Annotated in this window: 24 protein-coding genes; 11 read left to right on the forward strand and 13 right to left on the reverse strand. The window is 71.7% G+C overall.

Annotation, left to right across the window (positions count from 1 at the left end; genetic code table 11):
• Positions 1–148: 148 nt before the first annotated feature.
• Both ACXKZF_RS01060 and ACXKZF_RS01065 read right to left on the reverse strand, forming a co-directional pair.
• Positions 149–1,159 (reverse strand): LLM class flavin-dependent oxidoreductase, encoded by a 1,011-nt coding sequence (locus ACXKZF_RS01060; RefSeq protein ID WP_488985128.1) that lies wholly within the window; start codon positions 1,157–1,159, stop codon positions 149–151.
• Positions 1,156–1,872, reverse strand: coding sequence for a GNAT family N-acetyltransferase (locus ACXKZF_RS01065; RefSeq protein WP_243224349.1), 717 nt, complete (start codon positions 1,870–1,872; stop codon positions 1,156–1,158). Before ACXKZF_RS01065 ends, ACXKZF_RS01060 begins: the two co-directional genes overlap by 4 nt.
• Before the next feature lie 243 nt (positions 1,873–2,115).
• Here ACXKZF_RS01065 and ACXKZF_RS01070 point away from each other — a divergent pair, with 243 nt between their 5' ends.
• Complete coding sequence (locus ACXKZF_RS01070; protein ID WP_488985129.1) at positions 2,116–2,628, forward strand: GNAT family N-acetyltransferase; 513 nt, start codon at positions 2,116–2,118, stop codon at positions 2,626–2,628.
• Positions 2,625–3,722 carry an FAD-dependent oxidoreductase gene (locus tag ACXKZF_RS01075; protein WP_488985130.1) on the forward strand — a complete coding sequence of 366 codons (1,098 nt, stop codon included), beginning with the start codon at positions 2,625–2,627 and terminating at the stop codon, positions 3,720–3,722. The genes ACXKZF_RS01070 and ACXKZF_RS01075 overlap by 4 nt, the downstream gene beginning before the upstream one ends.
• Positions 3,723–3,908: 186 nt before the next feature.
• Here ACXKZF_RS01075 and ACXKZF_RS01080 read toward each other — a convergent pair whose 3' ends face one another.
• From ACXKZF_RS01080 to ACXKZF_RS01125, 10 genes are all read right to left on the reverse strand, one after another.
• The gene (locus ACXKZF_RS01080; RefSeq protein ID WP_488985131.1) at positions 3,909–4,427 is read right to left on the reverse strand and encodes a GNAT family N-acetyltransferase; all 519 of its coding nucleotides are present in this window, start codon (positions 4,425–4,427) and stop codon (positions 3,909–3,911) included.
• Positions 4,428–4,488: 61 nt separating this feature from the next.
• A complete protein-coding gene (locus tag ACXKZF_RS01085; RefSeq protein WP_488985132.1) occupies positions 4,489–5,463 on the reverse strand; it encodes an ABC transporter substrate-binding protein in 975 nt (324 codons plus the stop codon).
• Positions 5,464–5,609: 146 nt separating this feature from the next.
• Entirely contained in the window at positions 5,610–6,392 is a 783-nt protein-coding gene (locus tag ACXKZF_RS01090; RefSeq protein ID WP_488985133.1) for an amino acid ABC transporter ATP-binding protein, read from the reverse strand.
• Positions 6,389–7,474 carry an amino acid ABC transporter permease gene (locus ACXKZF_RS01095; protein WP_488985134.1) on the reverse strand — a complete coding sequence of 362 codons (1,086 nt, stop codon included), beginning with the start codon at positions 7,472–7,474 and terminating at the stop codon, positions 6,389–6,391. The genes ACXKZF_RS01090 and ACXKZF_RS01095 overlap by 4 nt, the downstream gene beginning before the upstream one ends.
• Before the next feature lie 245 nt (positions 7,475–7,719).
• Positions 7,720–9,126 carry a M20/M25/M40 family metallo-hydrolase gene (locus tag ACXKZF_RS01100; RefSeq protein ID WP_488985135.1) on the reverse strand — a complete coding sequence of 469 codons (1,407 nt, stop codon included), beginning with the start codon at positions 9,124–9,126 and terminating at the stop codon, positions 7,720–7,722.
• 4 nt (positions 9,127–9,130) lie between these two features.
• Positions 9,131–9,481 carry a carboxymuconolactone decarboxylase family protein gene (locus ACXKZF_RS01105; RefSeq protein WP_055959812.1) on the reverse strand — a complete coding sequence of 117 codons (351 nt, stop codon included), beginning with the start codon at positions 9,479–9,481 and terminating at the stop codon, positions 9,131–9,133.
• Between the two features lie 359 nt (positions 9,482–9,840).
• Positions 9,841–11,025 carry an FAD-dependent urate hydroxylase HpxO gene (gene hpxO / locus ACXKZF_RS01110; protein WP_488985136.1) on the reverse strand — a complete coding sequence of 395 codons (1,185 nt, stop codon included), beginning with the start codon at positions 11,023–11,025 and terminating at the stop codon, positions 9,841–9,843.
• 8 nt (positions 11,026–11,033) lie between these two features.
• Complete coding sequence (gene uraH, locus ACXKZF_RS01115) at positions 11,034–11,354, reverse strand: hydroxyisourate hydrolase (RefSeq protein WP_488985137.1); 321 nt, start codon at positions 11,352–11,354, stop codon at positions 11,034–11,036.
• A gap of 34 nt (positions 11,355–11,388) precedes the next feature.
• Positions 11,389–11,916 (reverse strand): 2-oxo-4-hydroxy-4-carboxy-5-ureidoimidazoline decarboxylase, encoded by a 528-nt coding sequence (uraD, locus tag ACXKZF_RS01120; RefSeq protein WP_243224359.1) that lies wholly within the window; start codon positions 11,914–11,916, stop codon positions 11,389–11,391.
• Between the two features lie 493 nt (positions 11,917–12,409).
• Positions 12,410–13,087: a helix-turn-helix domain-containing protein gene (locus ACXKZF_RS01125; protein ID WP_243224360.1), complete on the reverse strand. Its 678-nt coding sequence runs from the start codon at positions 13,085–13,087 to the stop codon at positions 12,410–12,412.
• A gap of 159 nt (positions 13,088–13,246) precedes the next feature.
• Here ACXKZF_RS01125 and ACXKZF_RS01130 point away from each other — a divergent pair, with 159 nt between their 5' ends.
• The 8 genes from ACXKZF_RS01130 (at position 13,247) to ACXKZF_RS01165 (ending at position 22,950) form a co-directional block, all read left to right on the forward strand.
• Complete coding sequence (locus ACXKZF_RS01130) at positions 13,247–14,980, forward strand: NCS1 family nucleobase:cation symporter-1 (protein WP_488985138.1); 1,734 nt, start codon at positions 13,247–13,249, stop codon at positions 14,978–14,980.
• Positions 14,981–14,985: 5 nt separating this feature from the next.
• Positions 14,986–15,852 carry an aspartate/glutamate racemase family protein gene (locus ACXKZF_RS01135; protein WP_243224372.1) on the forward strand — a complete coding sequence of 289 codons (867 nt, stop codon included), beginning with the start codon at positions 14,986–14,988 and terminating at the stop codon, positions 15,850–15,852.
• A 51-nt stretch (positions 15,853–15,903) separates the two neighbouring features.
• On the forward strand, positions 15,904–17,238 hold the full coding sequence (gene allB / locus ACXKZF_RS01140; RefSeq protein ID WP_488985139.1) for an allantoinase AllB: 1,335 nt from the start codon (positions 15,904–15,906) through the stop codon (positions 17,236–17,238).
• Positions 17,239–17,324: 86 nt separating this feature from the next.
• Complete coding sequence (locus ACXKZF_RS01145; RefSeq protein WP_488986021.1) at positions 17,325–18,509, forward strand: acetamidase/formamidase family protein; 1,185 nt, start codon at positions 17,325–17,327, stop codon at positions 18,507–18,509.
• Positions 18,506–18,682 carry a hypothetical protein gene (locus ACXKZF_RS01150; protein ID WP_488985140.1) on the forward strand — a complete coding sequence of 59 codons (177 nt, stop codon included), beginning with the start codon at positions 18,506–18,508 and terminating at the stop codon, positions 18,680–18,682. Before ACXKZF_RS01145 ends, ACXKZF_RS01150 begins: the two co-directional genes overlap by 4 nt.
• Positions 18,679–20,307 (forward strand): AtzH-like domain-containing protein, encoded by a 1,629-nt coding sequence (locus ACXKZF_RS01155; protein ID WP_488985141.1) that lies wholly within the window; start codon positions 18,679–18,681, stop codon positions 20,305–20,307. Before ACXKZF_RS01150 ends, ACXKZF_RS01155 begins: the two co-directional genes overlap by 4 nt.
• 44 nt (positions 20,308–20,351) lie before the next feature.
• On the forward strand, positions 20,352–21,539 hold the full coding sequence (locus ACXKZF_RS01160; RefSeq protein WP_488986022.1) for a pyridoxal-phosphate-dependent aminotransferase family protein: 1,188 nt from the start codon (positions 20,352–20,354) through the stop codon (positions 21,537–21,539).
• Positions 21,540–21,666: 127 nt separating this feature from the next.
• Positions 21,667–22,950, forward strand: coding sequence for an allantoate amidohydrolase (locus tag ACXKZF_RS01165; protein WP_488985142.1), 1,284 nt, complete (start codon positions 21,667–21,669; stop codon positions 22,948–22,950).
• A gap of 51 nt (positions 22,951–23,001) precedes the next feature.
• On the opposite strand, the gene ACXKZF_RS01170 is transcribed toward ACXKZF_RS01165, so the two are convergent.
• Positions 23,002–23,670: a Type 1 glutamine amidotransferase-like domain-containing protein gene (locus ACXKZF_RS01170; RefSeq protein ID WP_243224366.1), complete on the reverse strand. Its 669-nt coding sequence runs from the start codon at positions 23,668–23,670 to the stop codon at positions 23,002–23,004.
• Between the two features lie 118 nt (positions 23,671–23,788).
• Here ACXKZF_RS01170 and ACXKZF_RS01175 point away from each other — a divergent pair, with 118 nt between their 5' ends.
• A complete protein-coding gene (locus tag ACXKZF_RS01175) occupies positions 23,789–24,646 on the forward strand; it encodes a PhzF family phenazine biosynthesis protein (RefSeq protein ID WP_488985143.1) in 858 nt (285 codons plus the stop codon).
• Positions 24,647–24,776: the final 130 nt, after the last annotated feature.

A 24,776-nucleotide genomic window follows, 5' to 3' on the forward strand; every position in this document is an offset into this window, starting at 1 on the left:
CGCCGTCCTGCCGCCGCGATGTCAGCGATTCGCACAACCTCAGCCCGAATGGGGGGATTCCGGCTGAGGTTGTGTGGATCGCCGAGGTTGTGTGCGCGTCGCCCGCCCGCCGCCGGTCGCACCCGCGGGGCACCCGCGGGGCGGCGAATCAGCCGCCCGGCGTCCAGCCCAGCAGTGGCCCGAGCCGCCCCGCGATGTCCTCGAGGATCTGCACGTAGTCGTCGGGCTCGAGGGCGAACGGCAGGGCGAAGGCGACCTCGTCGACCTGGCCGAACGCGCGGGTCGCGTGCAGCTGCTCGGCGATCTGCTCCGACGTGCCGACGAGGTCTTCGGCGAACAGCAGCCCGCGCGGACCCTGGGGGATGCCGACGCGCCCGCGCCGCGAGTCGGCGTAGGCCTCGTACCGCCGACGTTGGTCCGGCGTCGCGGTGTCGGTGGGGACGACGACGAGGCCCTGCGAGACCCGGGCGTTCTCGCCGTCGGGGTGCGTCTCGCGGTACAGCCGGATCTGCGCGTCCTGCTCGGTGTCGAAGTCGGTCGTCTTCGTCGACTGGATGACGCTGCTGGTGAGCAGGTGGAAGCCGTTCTCGGCCGCCCAGGTCGTGGATGCCGGGCTCCCCGCCCCGTACCAGAGCCGGTCGGAGAGACCCGCCGCGTGCGGTTCGATGCGCTCGGAGTATTCCTCGATCCCCTCGGTCCCCGCGAACGGGCTGACCTGCTCGCCGGCGAGGAAACGGCGCAGGCGCCCGAGACGCTCGTACCCGAACTCCTCGTGCTCGGCCGTGTCGGGGTACAGCGCCGGCGCGATCTCGTCGAGGCGGCGGGGCGGACCGACCGAGAAGCCCGGCTCCAGCCGACCGCCGCTGAGGACGTCGACGGTCGCGAGGTCTTCGGCGAGGCGCAGCGGGTTCTCCCACCCGAGCGGGATGACGGCGGTCCCGAGGCGGATGCGGCTCGTGCGCTGGGATGCGGCGGCCAACACCGCGACGGGGGAGGAGATGCCGTACTGCAGGTGCCGGTCGCGCAGCCATGCGCTGTCGAAGCCCAGGCTCTCGCCGCGCTCGATGATCGACAGGGTCGTCTCGTGTCCGGCACGCGGGTTCTCGCGGTCGAAGAGGCCGATGGTGAGGAAGCCGAGGGAGCGGAGAGGTCGGGTCATGCGGGCGTCCGGACCGCCGCGAACTGATTCCGCCGCCGCAGCGCGAAGCCCAGCTTCTCGTAGGCCGCGATCGCGTTGACGTTCGTCGCCGCCGCGTGCAGCAGGGCGCGGTCGCCGCGCTGCTGGATGTGGAAGGCCACGTCGAGCACGAGGCGCGAGGCGAGGCCCTGGCGTCGGTGGTCGGCATCCACCGCGACCGCGCTGATCTCCGTCCAGCCGGTGGGGTGCAGGCGCTCGCCGGCCATGGCCACCAGACGCCCCTCGCGACGGATGCCGATGTACCGGCCGAGCTCGTAGGTGCGGGGCCGGAAGGGCCCGGGCTGGTTGCGGTCGACGATCGCGATCATGTCGGCCGCGTCGTCGGCATCCAGCTCGATCGCCTCCTCGTCGGGACGGGTCTGCAACGCGTCGGTCTCGACGAGCTGCACGCCCTCGCCGCCGCCGAGGTACTCCCAGCCCTCGGGGATCCCGCCCTCGTAGCCCGACAGGCCGACCTCGGCGCCCGGTCCGACGAGGTCGCGCAGGGCGTCCCACACGCCGGGTTCGTCCCACGTGCGCACCGCGACGAAGGGGGCGACGTCGGCGGGATAGCGGCGCACGAGGTCGCCGCCGATGGCGAACGACGCGTGGGGGCCCGCCAGTGAATGCCAGGCGGCGTTGTCGAGGACGGTGGCGTCGGCGTGGGGGAAGTCGAGGGTCGAGACGGAGGTCACCGGGACACTCTGCGCCGGTCGTCTCGGTCGTGCAAGCCGGGGGTCACCCGACGCAACGCCGGGCACGTCATGGGACGGCGCGCGAAGGCAGACGTCGATCGGTGACGGCCCACGACACCACGTTTCACGCGGCTCGTCTCCGCGCCGCCCGGGTCAACGGACGCGACCGTGGCGACGCCCCGCGTGTTACCCGCCGTTTCCGGCGCCGGCGACGAGCGCCCGCAGCGGCGGAATACTGGCGGGATGACGGCGGCGGACAACGCGTGGACGATCGAACGGGTCGCCTGGCACGACGAGCGGGCCGTGGCCCTGCGCGCCGCGATGGACGAGGAGATCAGCCCGCGCTACGCCGACGCGTTCTCCGCGTTCGACGACGAGACGCGGGCCGTCCTCGCCGAGGACTTCGCGGTCGATCCCGCCACGATCCTCGACGTGATCCTGGTGCACGACGCGGCGGGTGATCCCGTCGGCCACGCGGCCCTGCGGGCGCTCGGCGACGAGCTCGAGGTGAAGCGGGTCTTCGTCGAGCGACGAGCCCGCGGGCAGGGCGCGAGCCGGGCTCTCATGGCCGAGCTCGAGCGCGTCGGCGCGGACCGCGGCGCGACGCGGCTGATCCTGCAGACGGGCGACCGTCAGCCCGAGGCCATCGCGCTGTACGAGCGCATCGGGTATCACCCCATCGACACCTTCGCGCCGTACGTCCGGTTCCCCGCGTCGCGATGCTTCGCGAAGCCGCTCGCAACGGCCCGCGCGTGAGCGACGAGATCCTCGACGTCGCCGTCGTCGGCGCCGGCGCGATGGGGGCAGCCACGGCGTGGCATCTCGCCCGCGCGGGCCGCTCCGTGACCGTCCTCGAGCAGTTCGAGCCCGGTCACGTGCGAGGGGCATCGCACGGCGCTTCGCGCAACTTCAACGTCGCCTACACCGAACCCGAGTATCTGGCCTGGCTGCGCGACGCGCGCGCGCTCTGGCGCGACCTCGAGTCCGAGGCCGGCGTCCCGCTTCTCGAAACCACCGGCATCGTCACGCACGGCGCTGGCCGCGACCTCGCCGTCGCGACCGAGGCGATCGCCGCGGGCGGGTTCGACGCCGAGCTTCTCGACGCCTCTGCCGCGTCGACGCGGTGGCCCGGCCTGCGCTTCGCGGGTCCCGTGCTGCACACCCCCGGTGCCGGGCGCCTGGATGCCGACTCCTCGGTCGCCGCGTTCCTGGCCGGCTCTGCGGCATCCGGTGCTCGCGTGCAGTGGCGCACCGCGGTGTCGGGGGTCGAGGTGCACGGCGACGACGACGTGCGGTTCACCGTGACGGATGCCGAGGGCCGGCGTCGCGTTCGTGCGCGGCGGCTCGTGTGCACGGCGGGCGCGTGGACGGCGAAGACGCTCGCAACCGTTCGGGGGGTGCGCCTGCCGGCGCTGCGGGTGACACAGGAGCAGCCGGCGCATTTCCGCCCGCGCGACCCCGCGAGCGTCTGGCCGGGCTTCAACCACCATCCCGATCCCGCGGATCCGGCGACGTCGTGGTTCCGCGCACCGGTCTACGGGATGCTCACCCCGGGCCAGGGGGTGAAGGCCGGCTGGCATGCGGCCGGACCCGAGGTCGACCCCGACCTCCGCAGCTTCCTCCCCGACCCCGCGTTGACCTCGGCCCTCGTCCGCTACGCCCACGAGTGGCTTCCCGGGGTGGATGCCACGGCGTTCCGCGAGGTCACCTGCACCTACACCTCGACCGTCGACGCCCGCTTCGTGCTCGATCGAGTCGGGCCGGTCGTCGTGGGCGCGGGCTTCTCCGGCCATGGTTTCAAGTTCACGCCGGTGGTGGGGCGGATGCTCGCGGCCCTCGCGTCGCGCTGAGAAGTCCTGGACGCGGGGTTCGGAGCGCCGGAGTCGCCGGGGGTTCGGGGCGCGAAATGTGCAGTGGGGCGGGTGACGACCGCCCCGCTGCACATTTCTCACCCCACACCGCGCCCGGTGGCTCACGGCGTGGACCCTTCGACGCGGCTCCCGCCCGGGCCGGCTCCGCCGAGGGACGGAACCGCCTCAGAGGTCGAACCCGAACGCCCGCAGGTCGAGGAATCGACCCGGCTCCACCTCGACGGGGTGCTCCCGCTCGGTCAGCCGCCGGAAGCCGAGCTTGAGGTACAGCGCGTGGGCGCCGAGCATCTCGGGACCGCTGTTCATCACCACGCGGTGCGCGCCGCGGCCGCGCGCCACGGCGACGACGTGACGGGTCAGGGCCTCACCGACGCCGCGACCCCGGGCGGCGGGGGAGACGGCCAGCTGACGGAAGTCCACCTCCCCCTCCCGCGCGAGCTCCGACAGCCTTTCGCCGGGTCGGGGCATCCACACGGATCCCACGATGTCTCCGACGGCGTCGACAGCGACCCACACCTCACCCTGGGCGACGCGGCTCTCCACATCGGCCAGGGACGCGAGGTAGGCCTCGCTCAGTCCTTCGTAGCTGTGCCGGTAGGCGTCGGCCGTCGCCCGGCCCACCGCGGCGTACTCCTCGGGAACGATGAGGCGGATGGTCAACGAGGGGGCGACAGCGGTGGTCATGGCATCCATTCTGCGTAACGGGGGAGTGGCCCGGCCCCGCAAGACCGGGCCACTCGGGGTGTCAGGACTTAGGAAGTCCCGGCGCGTTAATGCGGGAGGTGTCGACGCCCTCGGAGGTGAGGTTCCACACGTTCAGCACGTCGGCGTAGGTGCCGTCCTCGATGAGCGCGTTGAGCACGATGCTGACCGGCTCGATGAGGCCGTTGCCCTTCTTCGTGGCCGCCGCGATGTCGGCCTGCAGCGGCCACCCACCGGGGATGGTTCCCACGAGCTTGGTCTCTCCGGTCTCCTTCGCCGCCCACGCCGCGGTGGCGTTGGGGCCGAAGGTGGCGTCGACGCGACCCGACTGCAGTGCGAGGGTCGCCGCGGCGTTGTCGTCGTAATAGTTCAGCTCTGCGGGGGCCTTGCCCGCGGCGGTCAGCTCGGCGTTCCAGCTGAGCAGGACCTTCTCTTGATTCGTGCCCGAGCCCACGACGACCTTGAGGCCCGAGATGTCGTCGGCCTTCTCGATCGTCTCGATGGCGCTGTCGGAGCGCACGGAGAAGCCCAGCAGGTCCTGCCGGTAGCTGGCGAAGTCGTACAGCTCCTTGCGCTCCTCGGTCACCGTGACGTTCGAGGTGATGAGGTCGTACTTGCCCGACTGGATGCCGAGAGGCCAGTCCGCCCACGCCACCACGACCGGGTTGTACTCCAGGCCCAGACCCTCGGCGATGAGCGAGCCGAAATTGGGCTCGGTGCCCGCCGGCAGCGTCTCGCCGTCGGGCACGTAGCTCAGCGGGGGGACGAAGGCCCCGACCGCGACGGTGAGCTTGCCGGGTTCGATGGGCGTGAAGCCGCTGGCTTCGAGCGCGGCGACGGCGTCGGGGACGGCGTCGGTGTGCACCCAGTCGATGGCGGGGGCGGATGCCGAGGGCTCCGGCGCCGCGACCGCCTCGGCCGGCCGGTTCAGGCCGATCGCGACGCCGCCGCCGACGACGGCGACGACCGCCGCGGCGATCACTCCGATCGCGATGCTCTGCTTCTTACTGAGGGCCATGCTGTGTCTCCTTGTGAGGGGTGGATGCCGTGGCGCCGGTGTCGCGTCACGGACGGCGGTGTGATGCCTCCGGCGGGCGCCGGACGGCGTTTCGGGTACGGGTCGGAGCGAGCGCGCGGGCGGCGCGACTCGGGGGTGGGGTCGGCTCAGCCGAGGACTTTGGCCAGGAACTCCCGCGTGCGCGGGTGCTGCGGGTGCTCCAGCACCTCGTCGGGGGTGCCCTGCTCGACGATGCGTCCCTGGTCGAGGAAGACGACGCGATCGGCCACCTCGCGGGCGAAGCCGATCTCGTGGGTGACGATGACGAGCGTGGTGCCGAGCGTGGCCAGGTCGCGGATCACGTCGAGCACCTCGCCGACGAGCTCCGGATCGAGCGCGCTCGTGGGTTCGTCGAAGAGCAGCACCTGGGGCTTGAGGGCCAGTGCCCGCGCGATGGCGACGCGCTGCTGCTGGCCGCCCGAGAGCTGCCGTGGGTAGGCGTCGGCCTTGTGGGCGAGGCCGACCCGGTCGAGCAGGCCACGGGCGAGCGCGCGGGCGTCGCCCTTTCCCAATCGCTTCAGGGCGAGGGGGGCCTCGGTGATGTTCTCGAGCGCGGTGAGGTGCGGGAAGAGGTGGAAGTTCTGGAACACGATCCCCACGCGCGTCCGCCGCTGCAGGATCTCCCGCTCGCGCAGCTCGTGCAGCTTGCCGTGGCGCAGCTCGTAGCCGATGAACTCGCCGTCGACGGTGATCGAGCCGGTATCCACCCCTTCGAGGTGGTTGATGGTGCGCAACAGCGTCGACTTGCCCGAACCGCTCGGTCCGAGAAGCGCGACGACCTCGCCGGGCTTCACGGTGAGGTCGATGCCTTTCAGCACCTCGACGCCGTAGAAGCTCTTGTGCACGTTGTGGATCTCGACGAGTCCGCTGGTCGCAGTGGGGGTGGTCATGCTCGGCCGCCCTTCGACGTCACGTCGTGCTCGACGGCATCGGGTGCGCTCAGTCCGTCGGTCGGCGAGGGCGCCCGGCCGGCGCTATCCGCCCCGCCCGGAGGCGCCGGGGAATCGCCGAGTCGCGCCCACTGCACGCTCACCCAGTGCCGCGCGCGCTGTACGGGCGTCGGCGGCAGCGCCCGCGCGGAGCCGCGGGCGTAGTACCGCTCGATGTAGTACTGCGCGACGCTCAAGATCGTGGTGATCAGGGTGTACCAGACCACGGCGACCAGCAGCAGCGGAATGACGCGGCTGTTGCGGTTGTAGATGACCTGCACGGCGTAGAACAGCTCGGGGATCGCGATGACGAACACGACCGAGGCGCCCTTGACCAGACCGATCACCTCGTTCGTGGCGTTGGGCACGATCGAGCGCATCGCCTGCGGGAGGATGATGCGGAACAGGCGTCGGGATGCCGGGATGCCGAGGGCGGCGGCCGCCTCGTGCTGGCCCGGGTCGACCGAGACGAGCCCACCGCGGATGATCTCCGCCGAGTAGGCGGCCTGGTGGAGGCCTAGGCCGAGGATCGCGGCGGCGAAAGCGCTCACCAGCTGCACGGTGGGGAACTCCACAATCCAGAAGTCGGTCGTGAACGGGGTCCCGAGACCCAGCGTGGGGTAGAGGTAGCCCAGGTTGTACCAGACGATGATCTGCACGACGAGCGGCACCGACCGGAAGAACCAGATGTAGCCCCAGGCCACCGAGCTCACCAGCGGCGAGGGCGACAGGCGGCCGAGGGCGAGCAGCGTCCCCAGGGTGAAGCCCACCACCGCCGAGACCGCGGTGAGGCCCAGGGTGTACCCGATGCCGATCAGCACGGGCTCGGAGAAGAAGTACTCCCCGAACGTGCCCCACATGTACCGGTCGTTGGTGACGAGGCTCCAGGCGAACTGGGCGACGACGAACAGCAGCAGGGCGCTGAGGATCCACCGCCACCAGTGCCGCGTGGGCACCACGGCGATGGTGCCGAGATCGACCCTGGCGGTCGCTGCGGCAGGCGGTGTCGTGCGGTGGGCGGGTGCCGGCGCGGTGGTGGTCATATCGTGCTCCTCGGGACTCCGCACCGACGCGGAGCGCCAGTGGGTGAGGGTCACGGTACGACCGGCCGGAGGCTCCTCGCGAGGCGCCGTTTCACACGCCGCAACTCCTCGCCATGCGCCGCAACGTGGTGCCACGCCGGGTAACACGGTGGACGGCGGGGTGTGGGCTGGAGTACGCCGGCGAGGCGCTGGCCCGCATGTTCCTCGGCCCGCGCCCGACCTGCGCTGCGAGGCGGAGCGGCGGCTCAGGCCTCGCGCAGGATCCGCGCCGTCACCCGCGTGCCGAACGCGAGCGCGTCGACGGGAACACGCTCGTCCGCAGCGTGGAACTGCCCGAACACGTCGAAGTCCGCCGGAACGCGCAGCGGCACGAACCCGTAGCCCCGGATGCCGAGGCGGGCCAGGTGCTTGTTGTCGGTGCTGGCGGGCAGCAGGTACGGCACGACCGTGCCGTCGGGGTCTTCGGCGGTCACGGCATCCTGGAGCACTCCCACGAGTCGTCCGTCGGCGGGAGCCTCGATGGCCGGGATGTCACGCGCCCAGGTGACCTCGATGTCGTCGCCGACGACAGCCGCCAGCTGCTCCCGCACCGCCTCGGCCTGCCCCGGCACGACGCGCACATCGAGCGTCGCGCTCGCCGAGGCCGGGATGACGTTCGCCTTGCCCCCGGCGACCAGCACCGTCGGCGAGGCCGTGTTGCGGCTGCCCGCGTCGATCAGGGATGCCGCGAATCCCAGGTCGTCGACATCGCCACCCGCGCGTGTATAGACGTCGAGGAAGCGCTCGAGCGTGGCGGTGCTCTCGACGGGGAAGCGGTGTTCGCCCACGGCCGCGACGGCGCGGGCGAGACGGACGACGGCGTTGTCGGCGGTGGGGCGAGAGCCGTGCGCTGCGCGACCCCGCGCCGTGAGGATGGCAGTGGTAACGCCCTTCTCTGCGGTGGCGACGAGGTAGGCGCGTCGGTCCCCGGGCAGGGGGATCGAGAACCCGCCGACCTCGCTGATGGCCTCCGTCGCCCCGGCGAAGAGTTCCGGCCGGTTCTCGACGAGCCACCTCGCCCCCCAGACGCCCCCGGCCTCCTCGTCGGCGAAGAAGGCGAAGATCAGGTCGCGGCGGGGCACGACGCCGCCCCGCCGGAAGGCGCGGGCGATCGCGAGGAGCATGCCGGCGAAGTCCTTCATGTCGACCGCTCCGCGGCCGTACAGGATGCCGTCGTGGATCTCCGCCCCGAAGGGCGGGTGCGTCCAATCCGCGGCGTCGACCGGCACGACGTCGAGATGCGCGTGGGCGACGAGGGCCCCGGCATCCGGATCCGACCCGGCCAGACGCGCGATCACGCTCGCGCGTCCCGGCCGAGGCTCGACCAGGACGGTGTCGTAGCCGACCTCGTCGAGGTGCTCCTGCACATACCGTGCGGCGCGCGTCTCGCCGTCGCCGATGGTCGACGCCTCGCCCGTGTTGACACTGTCGATGCGGATGAGGGCACGGATGTGCGCGAGGGCCTCGGCCTCGAGCGCGTTGGGGATGGCTGCGTCGGTCTCGGCTGTGCGGGGGTCAGCGCCCTCGGATCGCAGCGCGCCGGACGGGGGCCCGGCGGGCCGAGGTGCGCCCGGTCCGTCGGCCCGGGTCGACGGCGGGGAAGCGTCGGTCACGAGGTCAGTGCTGGTGCGGACGGGCGTCGTCGGCGAGCTTGAACGCCAGGCGTCCGTGGGCGTACCCGCCGCCGGCGCGGATGGCGGTGGCGACCCACGCCGCTTCCGCGAGCTCGGCCTCGGTCGCACCGGCTTTCACCGCGTTCTGCGAATGGCCGTCGATGCAGTACACGCACTGCGTGGTGATGCCGACGGCCAGCGCGATCAGTTCGCGGTACTTCAGCGGAATGGCGCGTCCTTCGGGAGCGAACACGGCCTGGTCGAACGCGGCGAACGCGGCGAGGATGTCGGGCGTCTCGGCCTTGTAGACCTTGGTGTAGGTCTTGTCGGCGGTGCGGTCGAAGTACTCGGACATGCTGCCTCCCGGAGGCGTCGCGGGGTCTGTGGGTGGCCTCCCACGGTGCCACGGGTCGCGTTGCCCGACGCCGTGCGCGCGTCACGCGGGGTCACACGTTCCGCGCGCCTCCGCGCGGCGTCCAGTGTGGCATCCAGTGCGGCCTCCGGCGCTACCCATGTCCCACTGTGTGCGGACCATGTCCCAGTTCCGGCTGCCCGCGCACCCCTCAGCCAGCCTTTTATGGGACGCGGTTCGACGTCCCGGCGATCACTCCGCCGCGCGCGACGCGTGTCCCACTCTGCGCGGACCGCGTCCCGCCTCTGGCTGCCCATCCACCCCTCAGTCAGCCGAAAGGGGGACGCAGCCCACACCGCGCGTCAGCGCATGACGCTCGCACCGAGCTCGACGGGGCTTCCCTCGATGTTGCCGACGATGCCGCGGATGACCCCGGTGCCGTCCTCGCGCCGGAGACCGTCGTACCAGGCCTGCGTCGCGGCGAGGTCGAAGGCGTGGGTCTCATGAGCGCGCTTGCGGGCGCGCATCACCAGGTCGCCGGCCCGCTCGGTGCGGATGCGCGCGTAGCGCTTCAGCGAGTCCTCGATGCCGAGGGTCGAGGTCGCGAAGACGATGCCGAGGGCGAAGCTGTCCTCCAGGGCCGAGCACGCGCCCTGCCCGATGTCGGGAGCGGTGTTGTGGGCGGCATCGCCGAGGATCGCCACGCGCCCGCGCACCCACGTGTCGAAGGGGTCGATGTCCCAGATCTCCACGCGGTTCAGCGACTCGTCGGGGTCGATGCCGTCGAGCAGCGCCCGCACGCCGGGGGCGCCCCACGACCCGAACGCGGCCTCGAGGGCGGCCATGCGGTCCTCCACCACGCCCGAGGGGCCCGGTACGTCGACGAAGAAGTAGAACCGGTCGCCCGCGACGGGCATGACCGCGCACCGTTTGCCGTCGCCGACGTAGGTGGTCCACTGATCGAGCGGTCCGATCCGCTCGTCGGCCTTCACGAGGCCGTTGTAGTTGACGTAACCGGAATAGGACCGTTGCGGACGGATGCCGGTGGGCTCGGTGACGTAGTCGCGCACGAGCGAGCGGGCCCCGTCCGCGCCGATGAGCAGGTCGGCGGTGTCCGTGGAGCCGTCGGCGAAGGTGGCCGTCACCGTCCGTCCGTCGTCGGCGACGGCGACCAGCTGCTTACCGAGGCGGATGTTCGCCGAGCCCACGGCATCCATCATCATCTGCTGCAGGTCGGCGCGGGCGACGGGGTAGGGCCGCTGGCCGGTCTGCTCCGTGACGGGGGCGAGGCTGAAGCGGCAGAGCTCGTCGCCGGTGTGGCCGTCGTAGTACGCCATGTCGTCCATCTGCCCGCCGAGGGCGGCTACCTGCGGGCCGAGGCCGAGCCAGTTGAGCACCTTCACGCCGTTGGACCACAGCGACAGCGCGGCGCCGACCGGGCGGTTCTCGCGCATGCGGTCGTAGACCACGACCTCGTGACCGAGCTTCTGCAGGGCGAGGGCGGCGGAGGTCCCGCCGACGCCGGCTCCGATGACGATGACCTTCATGACGCTCCTCAGCTGCCGCGGTAGGTCGAGTAGGCGAACGGGCTCAGCAGCAGCGGCACGTGCAGGTGCGCGTCGCCGTCGACGGTGAAGGCGACGGTCACGACGGGGTGGAACGAGAGCACGTCGTTCGCGCGGAAGTAGGCACCGGTCCCGAAGGTCAGCGCGTAATCACCGTCGTCGAGGCGGTCGGGGCCGAGGCTGAGGCGACCGTCGGCGTCGGTGGCGGCGGCGGCGATCGTCGCGCCGTCGAGGAGGGCCAGCGTCACGGTGACACCGACTGCGGGCGTGCCCGTCGTGGCATCCAGGACGTGGGTGGTGAGGTGGGTCATTCGGTGCCCTCCGGGGCGTCGGTGGGGCGGGGGCTCATTCCGCGGCCTCGGGTTCGGCGGGGGCGTCGTCGACGAAGGTCGTGCGCAGCCGCAGCAGGGCGATCTCGGCGAGCTGGCGGGTGGCCTCGATGGTCTCGGTGGCGGGGTCGTTTCCGAGACGTCGCTCCAGTTCCGCGCGCATCTCGCTCGGCGCGCGTCCGGCGGCGCGGATGAGGAACACGCGACCGAAACGTTCCTCATACGCGGCGTTTCCGGCGGCGATCGCGGCGACGTCGTCATCGGCGGCGGATGCCATCGAGCCCTGTTCGACACGGGATGCCGAGGCCTCGGCGCCGTCGCCCGAGACCTTCCCTCCGATGCGGGGGTGGGCGTGCAACGCCGCCTCGAGATCTTCCGGCGACCACGTCGAAGCGAGGTCGCCGGCGTACGAGGCGAGGGCGTCGACGTTCGCGTAGGGACGACCCGCGACGACGGCGTCGACCCATCCGGGGACGTCGGCCCAGACGCGGACAACCGCTGCGGCATCCGCGTCGTCGAGGGCATGGAACTCCTGCAGGTGCATGCCGACCAGGCTAGGCGGCGCGCGTTACAGGGCTGTGGCGGGATGTGTCAGTGATGTTGCTGTGGGGAACATTTCGGGGTGCGCGTGCATCCTGACCGGTGGCTCCTGCGCCGCCGCGGGGTTCGGGGCGTGATTTGTGCAGTGGGGCGTGCTGCGGCCGCCCCGGTGCACGTTTCGCGCCCCGCGCGGGCGGCCCGCCGTGTCGGCGCCTTCGACGCCTGGCACGGCAGCGCGCCGCTGGTGGGGTTCGGGGCGTGCTTTGTGCAGTGGGGCGTGCGGTGGCCGCCCCGGTGCACATTTCGCGCCCCGGAAGGGCGGCACGCCGCGCGCGCCACCCACCGCGCGCGCGCCGCCCACCGGACGGGCATCCCACCGCGCCCGCACCGCCCACGCCCGGGCGGTGCGCATTTCGCGCCCCGCACGGCGGAGGCGGCCCGGGCCGGCCCTGCACGGCGGAGGCGGACCGGGCCGGATGCTGCGAAAGCGCGATCAGTTACGCGTGCACGATCAGCCAGTGCGCCACGGCATCCGTGTCGCCGGTGTTGTGCAGGCGGTGGGGGACCGAGCAGGGGTAGCTGATGGCATCCCCGGCGCGGAGGATCACGCGCTCGGCCTCGAAGTCGATGGTGAGCTCGCCCGCCACGACCGTGCCGACCTCGTAGCCCTCGTGGTGAAACAGGCCGTCAGCGCCGTGGGCGGCGGCGCCGGGCGGGTAGATCGACTCGAAGTAGTCGACGCCGGGCGAGCTGCCCGGGGTGAGGCGGCGGAACGACACCCCGCTGTCGAGCACGATGTCGGGCGTCTGCCCCGCGCGCTGCAGCGTGAAACCCGAGGGGCCGACGGGGTCGACGGGGCGGTCGGATGCCGGGTCGAAGGCGGCCACGAGGGGGACGCCGAGGGCGTCGGTAATCGCGATGAGCCGTGAGACGCTCGGCTGCATGACGCCCCGCTCGATCTGCGAGACGGCGCTGGGGGAGATGCCGAGGGTCTTCGCGAGCGCCCGGGCGGAGATGCCACGGGCCTGGCGCAGGTCGCGGATGCGCGCGCCGACCGAAGCCTCGGCGGGCGCGCCCGAGTCGAGGGCTGCGGGCGCGATCGCGGAGTCGGCGCCGGAGCCGGCCGCGTCGTCGGGTGTGACGCGGGCATCGTCTACGGCGGCGGGCTGCGTCATGCCCCGAGTCTAAGGAGACCTCTCGCGTGAAGGTGTGACTTCACACGCCTGTTACATGAGCGAAACCAAGGGAGTGGTGTGAACCCATAACTTCACATCAGAGCTCCACTCCGGCCGCGGACTCCACGTCGTGGCATCCATCGTCCTGAGAGGAATGACATGACGACGACACCGCTCACCGGCCCCCACGATCTCGTGGAGGCCGCCGGCCACCCCCACGGAGGCGGCAACATGCTGCCGCACTACGACGACCGCCTCGCCAACGAGGACCTCGCGCCGCTCCGCAAGCAGAAGTGGTCGAGCTACAACATCTTCGCGTTCTGGATGAGCGACGTGCACTCCGTCGGCGGCTACGTCACCGCGGGCTCGCTCTTCGCGCTCGGCCTGCAGTCGTGGCAGGTGCTGGTGGCGTTGATCGCCGGCATCGTCATCGTGCAGCTCTTCGCCAACATGGTCGCCAAGCCCAGCCAGAAGACGGGCGTGCCCTACCCCGTGATCAACCGCGTGGTGTTCGGCATCCGGGGCGCGAACATCCCCGCGATCATCCGCGGCCTCATCGCCATCGCCTGGTACGGCGTGCAGACGTTCCTCGCGGCCGAGTCGCTGAACATCGTGTTCCTGAAGTTCATCCCCGGTTCCGCGGCCCTGCTCGACGTGTCTTTCGCGGGTCTGTCGGCCCTGGGCTGGATCTCGTACGCCATCCTGTGGACGGCGCAGTTCCTGCTGTTCTGGAACGGCATGGAGGTCATCCGCCGCTTCATCGACTGGGCGGGACCGGCGGTCTACCTCGTCATGATCGTGCTCGCCATCTACCTCGTGTCGCAGGCCGGCATCCAGAACATCTCGTTCACCCTCTCGACGACCCAGCTCGACTTCTGGGCCTCGATCCCCGTGATGTTCGCCGCGGTCGCGCTCGTCGTGTCGTACTTCTCCGGCCCGATGCTGAACTTCGGCGACTTCGCCCGCTACGGCAAGAGCTTCGCCGCGGTGAAGAAGGGCAACTTCTGGGGTCTGCCGATCAACTTCCTCTTCTTCTCGCTGCTGACCGTCATCACGGCGTCGGCGACCGTGCCGGTGTTCGGCTCGCTCATCACCGACCCCATCGCGACGGTCGAGCGCATCGACACGCCCTTCGCGATCCTCCTCGGCGGCCTGACCTTCGTCACCGCCACGGTGGGCATCAACATCGTCGCCAACTTCATCTCGCCCGCGTTCGACTTCTCCAACGTCGCGCCCAAGAAGATCTCGTGGCGTGCCGGAGGCATGATCGCCGCCGTCGGTTCGACCTTCCTCATGCCGTGGAACTGGTACTCCAACGCCGACGCCATCCACTACTCGCTCGGCGTGCTGGGCGCGCTGATCGGCCCGCTCTTCGGCATCCTGATCGCCGGGTACTACATCGCCGCCCGCCAGCGCGTGAAGGTCGACGCGATGTTCACGATGGATGCCGAGGGCCCGTACTGGTACCGCAACGGCTTCAACCCGAACGCGGTCAAGGCCGTCATCGCCGCGGGTGTTCCGACGGTCGCGATCGCGATCTTCCCCAAGCTGTTCGCCGACCTGGGACTGTTCAACGTCGCCGCGATCAGCGACTACAGCTGGTTCATCGGCTGCGGCCTCGGCTACGTGCTGTTCCTGCTCTTCGAGCGCCTCGACCCCCGCATCCCGACGTTCGATGGTGAGACCGAGGGCATCTCCGACGGCACCGTCGAGACGGTCGGCGCGCCCGAGGAGCGCGAGGTCCCGGTGCTCGCGCAGTCGGCTCCGGATGCCACGGCCGCGGCGCCCGTGTCGGGCTCGGCGCTCGCCCAGACGGCTCCGGATGCCACGTCATCGGTCCCGGGCGCACGGTCCGCATCGAGCACCGGAACCGCCCGCGAGGCGCTCGCGTGAGAATCATGCTGATCAACCCCAACACCTCCCGGGCGATGACGGAGAAGATCGCCGAAGCCGCCCGGGAGGTGGCGGGGCCCGACGTGCTCATCGAAGCCGTGTGTCCCGAGATCGGTGCCGCCGCGATCGAGAGCCACATCGACGAGATCGCCGCGGCTGCGGCCGTCATCGAGGCGATCGCGGCTGATCGCGACGGCCACGACCCGGCCGACGCGTACGTCATCGCGTGCTTCGGTGACCCGGGTCTCGACGCGGCGCGGGAGATCGTGGAGGCCCCGGTGGTCGGCATCGCCGAGGCGGCGATGCACCTGGCCGCGGTGTCGGGTCGTCATTTCGGGGTCGTCACGACCCTCAGTCGCACGCTCGGCCGGGCCGAGGATCTCGTCACCCGGTACGGCATGGAGCGTGCCTGCGTGTCGCTGGAGGCGACCGGCATCCCTGTGCTCGACCTCGAGGACACGGGATCCGAGGCGGTCACGACCATCGAGCGCTACGGCGCTCGCGCGGCAGCCGACGGCGCCGACGTCATCGTGCTCGGCTGCGCCGGCATGGCCGACCTGTGCGCGGAACTCACCGAGCGCATCGGCGTGCCGGTCGTCGACGGGGTCGCGGCGGCGGTGGGCATGGCATCCGGGATGGTGCGCATGGGACTGGGAACCAGCAAACGCGACGAGTACGCGCGGCCGCCGCGGGCGTTCGCCGGGACCGCGGCGCGTGGTGCGGTGTCGGCGGACCGGGGTGCGTTTCGTGCAGTGGGGCGGCCGGGGGACGACCCGGTGCACATTCCCGACCCCGGTGAAGCGGCGGTCAACCCGGGGTCGCCGACACGCGCTCTTCCTCCCCAGGCGGGCGATCGGCCGGTTTTCGCATGAATGTTGATGACGGTTACATTCAGGAAACGCGGGGCGCCTAGCGTGAACGACATGAGCACACGGATCGCGGCCCGACGGGTCTATCTCGACGGCGCCTTCAGCCCCGCCACCGTCGTCATCGACGACGGGGTCATCGCCGCCGTCGAGCCCTTCGACGCCGCCGCCACCATCGTGCTGCCCGGCGACGCGGTGCTTCTTCCCGGGCTCGTCGACTCGCACGTGCATCTCGACGAACCCGGCCGCACCGAGTGGGAGGGGTTCGCGACGGGTACCGCCGCCGCGGCGGCCGGTGGGGTCACGACGGTGGTCGACATGCCGCTGAACAGCTCACCCGTCACCACCACCCCCGACGCTCTGGATGCCAAGCGCCAGGCCGCAGCGGGAAAGCTCGCGGTCGACGTGGCGTACTGGGGTGGCGCGGTTCCCGAGAATCTCGGCTCGCTGCGCGCGCTCTCCGACGCCGGGGTCGTGGGCTTCAAGTGCTTCCTGTCGCCCAGCGGCATCGACGAGTTCGGACACCTCGACACCGACCAGCTCGAACGATGCCTCGCCGAGCTCGCCGAGTTCGACGGACTGCTCATCGTGCACGCCGAAGACCCCGCGCATCTGCACGCCGACGGCGCGCTCGGACCCCGCTACCGCGACTTCGAGGCCAGTCGGCCGCCGCTGAGCGAACGCGCCGCGATCCGCCGGGTCATCGACGCCGCGCGTCGCACGGGCGCCCGCGCGCACATCGTGCACGTCTCCGACGGCGGCGCGCTCGACGATGTGCGGGCGGCGAAGGCCGAGGGCGTACGCCTCACGGTCGAGACCTGTCCGCACTATCTGACTCTCGAGGCCGAAGACGTGCCCGACGGCGCGGGGGCGTTCAAGTGCTGCCCGCCGATCCGGGGCGGCGACAATCGCGACCTGCTGTGGGCGGGGATCGTCGACGGCACCATCGACGCGATCGTCAGCGACCACTCGCCCGCCACCGTCGAGCTCAAGGGCAATCCCGATTTCGGCCTCGCCTGGGGCGGTATCGCGGGGCTGCAGACCGGCCTGTCGTCCGTGCACACCACCGCCCGCGAGCGCGGGCTGGCCTTCGAGAGCCTCCTGCCGTTGCTGACGACCGGTCCTGCCCGCATCGCCGGCCTCGAAGGGCTCGGCGTGATCGAGCCGGGCGCGCCGGGCCACCTGGTCGCCTTCGCGCCCGACGAGACGTTCGTGGTGGATGCCGCGACGCTGGAGTACCGCAACCCGGTGACGCCGTGGCACGGCAAGACCCTCACGGGCGTCGTGCGTGAGACCTGGCTACGCGGTGAGTCGGTGTACCGTCGCGGCGCTGCCGTGACCGAGCGCGAGGGCCGCGAGATCCTGCACACCCCCGCGGCGGTGGAGGCGTGAGCGTCCCCGCGGCCGGACTACGCGGCTCGGGGGCGGCCGTCGCCGTGACCCACGCAGCGACCGTGGTCCCTGAGCCCGTCGAGGGAATCGGGCCCGGCACCGCGACGCCGGTGCCGATCCTCCAGCCCGGCGTCGGTGCCGTCCCCGGCGACCACTACCTCCGCGCCACCCCCGACACCGTCCTGTGGGGGCGTCTGCCGTGCGCGAGCGACACCGCCGTGCTCGAGATCGCGTCGGGTGCGAGTGTCACGTTCGACACCGTCAGTCACGAGGGCATCCTCGACGACCAGGGCAGAGACCCGGCCGCCTTCTTCGCCGCACACGGAGTACCGCGGGAGCAGGTGCTCGACGATGCCGTCGAGATCGCGGCATCCGTCTCGCGCGATGTGATGGCCGACGGACCCCACGTCGTCGTCGGTCCCGTGCACGTGCGCGATGCGCACCCCGGTGACCTGCTCAAGATCACCGTCGAGACGCTCGTTCCGCGGGTGCCCTACGGCGTCATCTCGAACCGGCACGGCAAGGGCGCGCTCGTGGGCGAGCTGCCGCGTGGTGAGCACAACGTCAGCGTGTTCGCCGCCGTCGCCGAGCGGGGCGGCATCCTGCACGGCACGCTCCCCGTCGTCGAAGGAGGCGACCCGGTCGTGGCGTTCCCCCTCGCCCCGTTCCTCGGCACGATGGGGGTCGCCGTCGCAGGTGAGCAACGCCCGCACTCGGTGCCGCCGGGCACGCACGGCGGCAACATCGACATCAACCTCCTCGTCGAGGGGACGATCCTCTACCTCCCGGTGCAGGTCGAGGGGTCGCTCGCGTACGTCGGCGACCCCCACTTCGCGCAGGGCGACGGCGAGGTCGCGCTCACCGCCCTCGAGGCGTCGCTGCGAGCCACGCTGCGCTTCGAGGTGATCCCGGCGGACGCCGCCCGCGCGGCGTTCGGCGAGGTCACGGGGCCGCTCGTGCGCACGCCCGACTATCTCGTGCCGACGGGGATGGACCCCGACCTCGATGCGGCGATGCGCGCGTGCGTGCGTTCGTCGCTCGCGCTGCTCCACGGCCGCTGGGGCATGGACGAACACCTGGGCTACGCCTATCTGAGCGCCGCGACCGACTTCGACATCTCGCAGGTCGTCGATATCGTCTCGGGCGTACACGCGCGCATCCGCGAGGCCGACTTCGCGGGAGTCCCGTCGGTGGAGCCGGTGGTGCTGGCATCCGCCGACACTCCGCGCGTCCCGTCCGCCGCCCCCTCGTCCGAAGGAGACGCCGAGTGAGCCCCGCCCTCTCCGCCGCACTGGCCCGCGCCGAGCCCTTTCTGGGCGCCGAGCACTCCCTCGCCACCCCGACCCCCGCTCGAGCGTCCACGACACGCCGCATCGCGCGGGTCGCCAACGGCGTGTCGCGGACACTCGACCGCCTGCGCCGAGCGGAAGGAGACGCGCGATGACGGATGCCGGCATCCCCGCCGACCTGCGCGAGGCCTTCGACGCGTACGAGCGAGCCATCGTCGCGAACGACCTCGACGCCCTCGACGCGTTCTTCGCGCCCGGACCCCACACCCTCCGCGGCGACACGGCGGGACTGCTCGTCGGCCATGACGCGATCAGCGGGTTCCGATCGCTGCGCGGCGGCGTGCCCCCGCGCGAGATCGCCGAGGTCCACTACCGGCCGCTCGCCACGGCCACCAGCGACGCGAGCACCGACGGTGACGTCGCCCTGCTGATGTCGGTGTCGCAGTTCCGCGGCGGTGGGCGAGGCCTGCAGACGCAGGTGTGGCAACGCATCGACGGTCGGTGGCTCATCACCGCGGCGCACGTGACACCGCGCACGCCCCCGCTCGACCGCACCATCTGGCGCAGCGTCGGCGACCCCTTCCTGCAAGGGGCGTGGGAGGGTCCGCTCGAAGGACTCACCGTCGCGGTGAAAGACCTCTTCGCCATCGCCGGCTTCCGCATCGGCGCGGGAAACCCCACGTTCCTCGAAGAAGCGCGGCCCGAGAAGGCCACCGCCCCGGCCGTCGCCGACCTGCTGCGCGCCGGCGCGTCGCTGCGCGGCATCGCCCGCACCGACGAGTTCGCCTATTCGATCGCCGGAGACAACGCCCACTACGGCACGCCTCCCAACGGCGCGGTGGTCGGTGCCCTGCCCGGCGGTTCATCCAGCGGACCGGCGTCGGCTGTCGCCCTCGGCCATGCCGACATCGCCCTCGCCACCGACACCGCCGGTTCCATCCGCGTGCCGGCGTCGTATCAAGGGCTCTGGGGGCTGCGCACGACCCATGACCTCGTGCCCCGACAGGGCATGCTGCCGCTCGCGCAGTCGTTCGACACGATCGGCTGGCTCGCCCGCGACGGCGACACCCTGCAGCGGGTGGCCGACTGGTGCCTGAGCTACGACGGCTCCGCCTCCACCGAGAACGTGTACGGCGCCGCGGGCAGCGACCTTCCCTGGCGGTTCGTGATCCCCGAAGAGATCCTCGACTGCGCCGACGCCTCCACCCGTGAAGGGTTCTCGCGTTTCCTGGCCGGGCTCGCGGCATCCGATGATCCGCCCTCCTTCCGCGCGGTGCACACGGGAGACCTGGATGCCGGCTTCGCGGCGTTCCGCACAGTGCAGGGCGCAGAGGCGTGGCGCAACGACGGCGAGTGGCTGCGCGCGCATCCCGGTGCGGTGGGCCCGGCGGTCGCCGAGCGTTTCCGCGTCGCCGCGCAGATCACCGCCGACGAAGAACGTGCGGCGCGCAGCGGCCTCGAACCGATCGCCGCGCACCTAGCCGAGCTCGTCGACGGTGCCGTCATGGTCTTCCCCACCGTCCCGGGGCCCGCACCTCAGCGCACCGCCGACGTCGACGCCGTGCGCGCGGCCACCCTGCGGATGACGGCCCCCGCGGCCATCGCCGGTCTCCCGGCGATCTCGGTGCCGCTCCTCACGGTCGACGGCGCCCCGGTCGGCGTCTGCCTCGTCTCGCGTGCGGGCACCGACATCGCGCTCGTGCGCCTCGCCCGCCGCCTCGCCGCCCTGTCGGCATCGTCTCGTGCTTCCGCCCCCTCCCGCACCATGGAGACCCCGTGAACAGCCAGCTCCCCGGCCCCATCGACCCGCCCGCCCGACTGCTGATGGGCCCCGGGCCCATCTCGGCGTACCCCAGCGTGCTGCGCGCGATGGGGGCACCGCTCGTCGGACAGTACGACCCGTTCATGACTGCCACGATGAACGAGACGCAAGACCTGTACCGCCAGGTCTGGGGCACCGACAACGACGCGACGGTGCTCATCGACGGCACGAGTCGCGCCGGCATCGAGGCGGCCATGATCTCGCTCATCCGCCCGGGAGACAGGGTGCTCGTGCCCGTCTTCGGACGCTTCGGGCACCTGCTCGCCGAGATCGCCGAACGCGCGCTCGCCGAAGTGCACACGATCGAGGTGCCGTGGGGTCAGGTCTTCCCCGTGTCGGCGATCCGCGAGGCGGTCGAGCGGGTCAAGCCGCACCTCGTCGCCTGCGTGCAGGGCGACACCTCGACCACGATGCTCCAGCCGTTGGACGAGATCGGCGAGATCTGCCGCGCGCACGGCGCGCTCTTCTACACCGACGCCACGGCCTCCCTCGGCGGCAACGCGTTCGAGATGGATGACTGGGGACTGGATGCCGCCACCGCGGGCCTGCAGAAGTGCCTCGGCGGGCCGTCCGGGTCGGCGCCGATCAGCCTCTCGGAGCGGGCCGTCGAGGTGGTGCGCTCGCGCGCCCGCGTCGAGGCCGGTATCCGCGAGGAGGGCGATGCCGTGGCATCCGACTTCATCCGCTCGAACTACTTCGACCTCGCGATGATCCTGGACTACTGGGGACCGCGCCGTCTGAACCACCACACCGAGGCGACGACGATGCTCTACGGCGCGCGTGAGTGCGCGCGCGTTCTGCTGCTCGAGGGGCGCGATGTCGTGGTCGCGCGGCACCGGTTGCACGGCGACGCGATGCTCGCCGGCGTCGAGGGCCTGGGCCTGACGGTGTTCGGCGACGTCGCTCACAAGATGACGAACGTCGTCGCCGTCGAGATCCCCGAGGGAGTGGTCGGAGACGCCGTGCGGTCGGAGCTGCTGGGCGACTTCGGCATCGAGATCGGCACGTCGTTCGGTCCGCTGCACGGCCGCGTGTGGCGCATCGGCACGATGGGGTACAACGCCCGCACCGACGCCGTGCTCACCACCCTCGCCGCGCTCGAGGCGGTGCTGCGTCGCCATGGCGCGACGGTTGCGCCCGGCGGTGGCGTCGAGGCCGCGCAGGGCGTGTACGCGGCGGCGCGCGCATGACGCGCCGCACCCCCGCCTCGGTCTCCGTCGCCGACGTCGGGAGAACGCACGCCGCGTCGCACGCCGGGTCGCGCGCCGCGCGGTCATTCGCGGTGAGTCATCGAGTCGCAGGCCGCGGAGCCCGACCATGACCACCGCCACCCGCCTGCAGGTCGCGCCCGAGCGCATCGCCTCGGCGGCGCGCCGCGTCATGGGGCGATGCGAAGAACTCGCCCGGGTCACGGCGACGCCGGGCAGCATCACGCGCGTGTACCTGTCACCCGAGCACGCCCGCGTCAACCGCTTGGCCGCGGAGTGGATGCGCGAACTCGGCATGACGACGAGACAGGATGCCGCGGGCAACCAGGTCGGACGCCTCGCCCCGGCCGGAGCCCCCGACGCCCCCGCGCTACTGATGGGCTCGCATCTCGACACCGTCCCCGACGCCGGACGCTTCGACGGCATCGTCGGGGTGCTGATGGCCCTCGAGGTCGTGCGGCTCATCCGCCTGGTCGACGACGAGGGCACGGCATCCAGTCCCTTCCCGTTCGCGCTCGAGGTCATCGCCTTCAGCGACGAGGAGGGCACGCGCTTCGGCAAAGCCCTCCTCGGATCCTCGGCGGTCGCCGGACAGTGGGACGCGTCGTGGTGGGACCTGACGGATGCCGACGGCTACACGCTGCGGCAGGCCTTCCGCGAGTTCGGGCTCGACCCGGGCCGCGTCGGCGAGGCCGCCCGACACCCCGACGAGCTCGTCGCCTACCTGGAGGCGCACATCGAGCAGGGACCGGAGCTGCACCGTAGCGGCCGAGCGCTCGCGGCGGTGTCGTCGATCGCCTCGGCCCGGCGCTTCCAGCTCATCGTCGAGGGCGAGGCACGGCACGCTGGCGGCACCCCCTACGACATGCGCCGCGACGCCCTGCTCGGTGCGAGCGAAGCGGCCCTCGCGGTGGAGCGCATCTGCCGCGGAGAGCATCACATCATCGGCACGGTCGGCCAGCTCGAGGCGTTCCCCGGCGCGGTGAACGTCGTCCCCGGCGAGGCGCACTTCTCGCTCGACCTCCGCGGCGAGTTCGACGCCACCCGCGACCACACGTGGGACGAGATCTCCCGCGAACTGGATGCCATCATGGGCCGCCGCGGGCTCCGCTGGCAGGCCCGCGAGGTGCACAGCGCGCCGGCCGTGTTCTGCGCCCCGCTGCTGCAGGACGTGGTGCGCGCCGGCATCGGCGGCGAGGCGCCGACCCTGTTCAGCCGCGCCGGACACGATGCGATGGCGATCGGGGCCATCACCGAGGTGGGAATGCTGTTCCTGCGCAACCCCGACGGCATCAGCCACCACCCCGACGAGGCGGTGACCGGTGCCGACGTCGCCGCAGGGCTGCGGGCGCTCGCCGAGGCGGTGCTGCACCTGGGGGCGGAGCCGCGCTGAGGCGGCCCTGTGATCGCGTGCTGTGCGAACATCACCCGATTCGCGGCGGTCCTACTGCTCGCGGGTGGGCGCTTTCGGTGCAAGCCCGACGGGTCCTGAGTCGACCACTCGCTCCTGCCCGTCGGTGACCAGCAGCGCTTGATCGTCGCGGAGCGGAATCAGTGGGTAGTCGCCGCCGTACAGATCGACCGTCCGTGCGATCAATTCGGGTGGGTAGGGCGGGAGCTTCCCGTCGGCGTGCGGGATCACGGTGTGGTCGACCAGCCGGAGTCCGGTGAAGCTCGTGAGCGCGGGGCCATCTGCGGGATCGTCCATCAGCGATGCGGGAGTGATGTCCGGACCGGCCACGATCGAGCCCGCGCTGGAGCCGATGTAGGGGAGTCCCGCTCGCACGCGGTCGACCAGGATCCGGTCGGCTCCAGAGGTTCGCAGCGCCTCGAGGAGGGCGAACGTGCTTCCGCTCGCTACGTACACCGCGTCGAGTTCCGCCAGTGCTCGGTCGATCTCGGGGGCGGGAAGGTCTCTCACCGTGATCCGCACGAGCGTGTGGCCCAAATCGAGCGCTTCGGCGTACTCCGTCCGTACGAAGGGCGCCCCGGCGTACCCCGCCTGCGCGTCATCCAGGTAACCGATGCGGAGCGGACGGCGCGTGATGGCGGTCGCTGGAGAGAGAAAGTGGGCCACGGCCCCGACACCGCGGGAGAGCAGGAGGACTCGCATGTAGGCATCATAGGAGTCGGGGTTCGGCCCGTTGGCAAGGAACCCCGAGAGCGGCGACCGAGCCACTCACCCGGGACTGGCTCTCAGACGACCACCGGCGCTGCGCGAGAATCGTGGCATGACCGACACCCCCGGCATCCTGCAGATGCTCGCCTTCGCCGCCGAACCCGGGGGCGGCAATCCCGCGGGTGTCGTCCTGGACGCCACCTCGCTCGACGACGCGCAGATGCAGCGCATCGCGGCCGACCTCGGCCACCCCGAGACGGCGTTCGTGACCGCGCGCGAAGGTGACCGCGTCGCCGTGCGGTACTTCTCGCCCGACGACGAGGTGCCCTTCTGCGGACACGCCACCATCGCGACGGCGGTGGCGCTTGCGGAGATCGAGGGCGCCGGCAGCTACGTCTTCGACACCGCCGCGGGCGCCGTCGACGTCGTCACCGAGCGTGACGCCGAGGGTGCCATGGTCGCCGGTTTCACCAGCGTCGAGCCGCGCGTCATCGACCTGGAGCCCGAGGTGGCCGACCGCCTGCTCGGCCTGATGGGCCTGACCCGCGCCGACCTGGACGAGCGGATGCCGCTCGCACAGTCCTTCGCCGGCAACCTGCATCCGGTCGTCGCCGTGACCGCGCGCGAGGTGTTCGACACGTTCGCCTTCGATCCCGGTGCGATGCGAGAACTCCTCGACGAACGCGGATGGAAGGGCACCGTCATCGTGGTGCACGTCGCGGGCGGTATCGCCGACGGCCTCGTCGCTGAGGCCCGCAACCTCTTCCCCGTCGGCGACATCACCGAAGACCCCGCCACCGGCTCCGCCGCCGCCTCGCTGGGGGCGTACCTGCGCGACCGCGTCGGCGTTCCCGCTCCGTTCGGCTTCACGGTGCGGCAGGGGCGGCACATCGGCCGGCCGAGCGTGCTGGAGGTCGAAGTCCCGGCATCCGGCGGCATCGTCGTGCGGGGCGGCGCGACGCCGCTCTGACCGCAGGGAGGGGCCGTGTCAGCCCCACAACCCGCGGAGAGGCGTGCCCGTGTTCGGGGCGGGTGGCGCCCCTCGGGGTCGGAATCTGCCCTTCGGGCCGGGGTGTCGCACGCCCCGGAGCGCGAAACAC

The sequence above is a fragment of the Microbacterium sp. ABR10 genome, assembly GCF_057812175.1.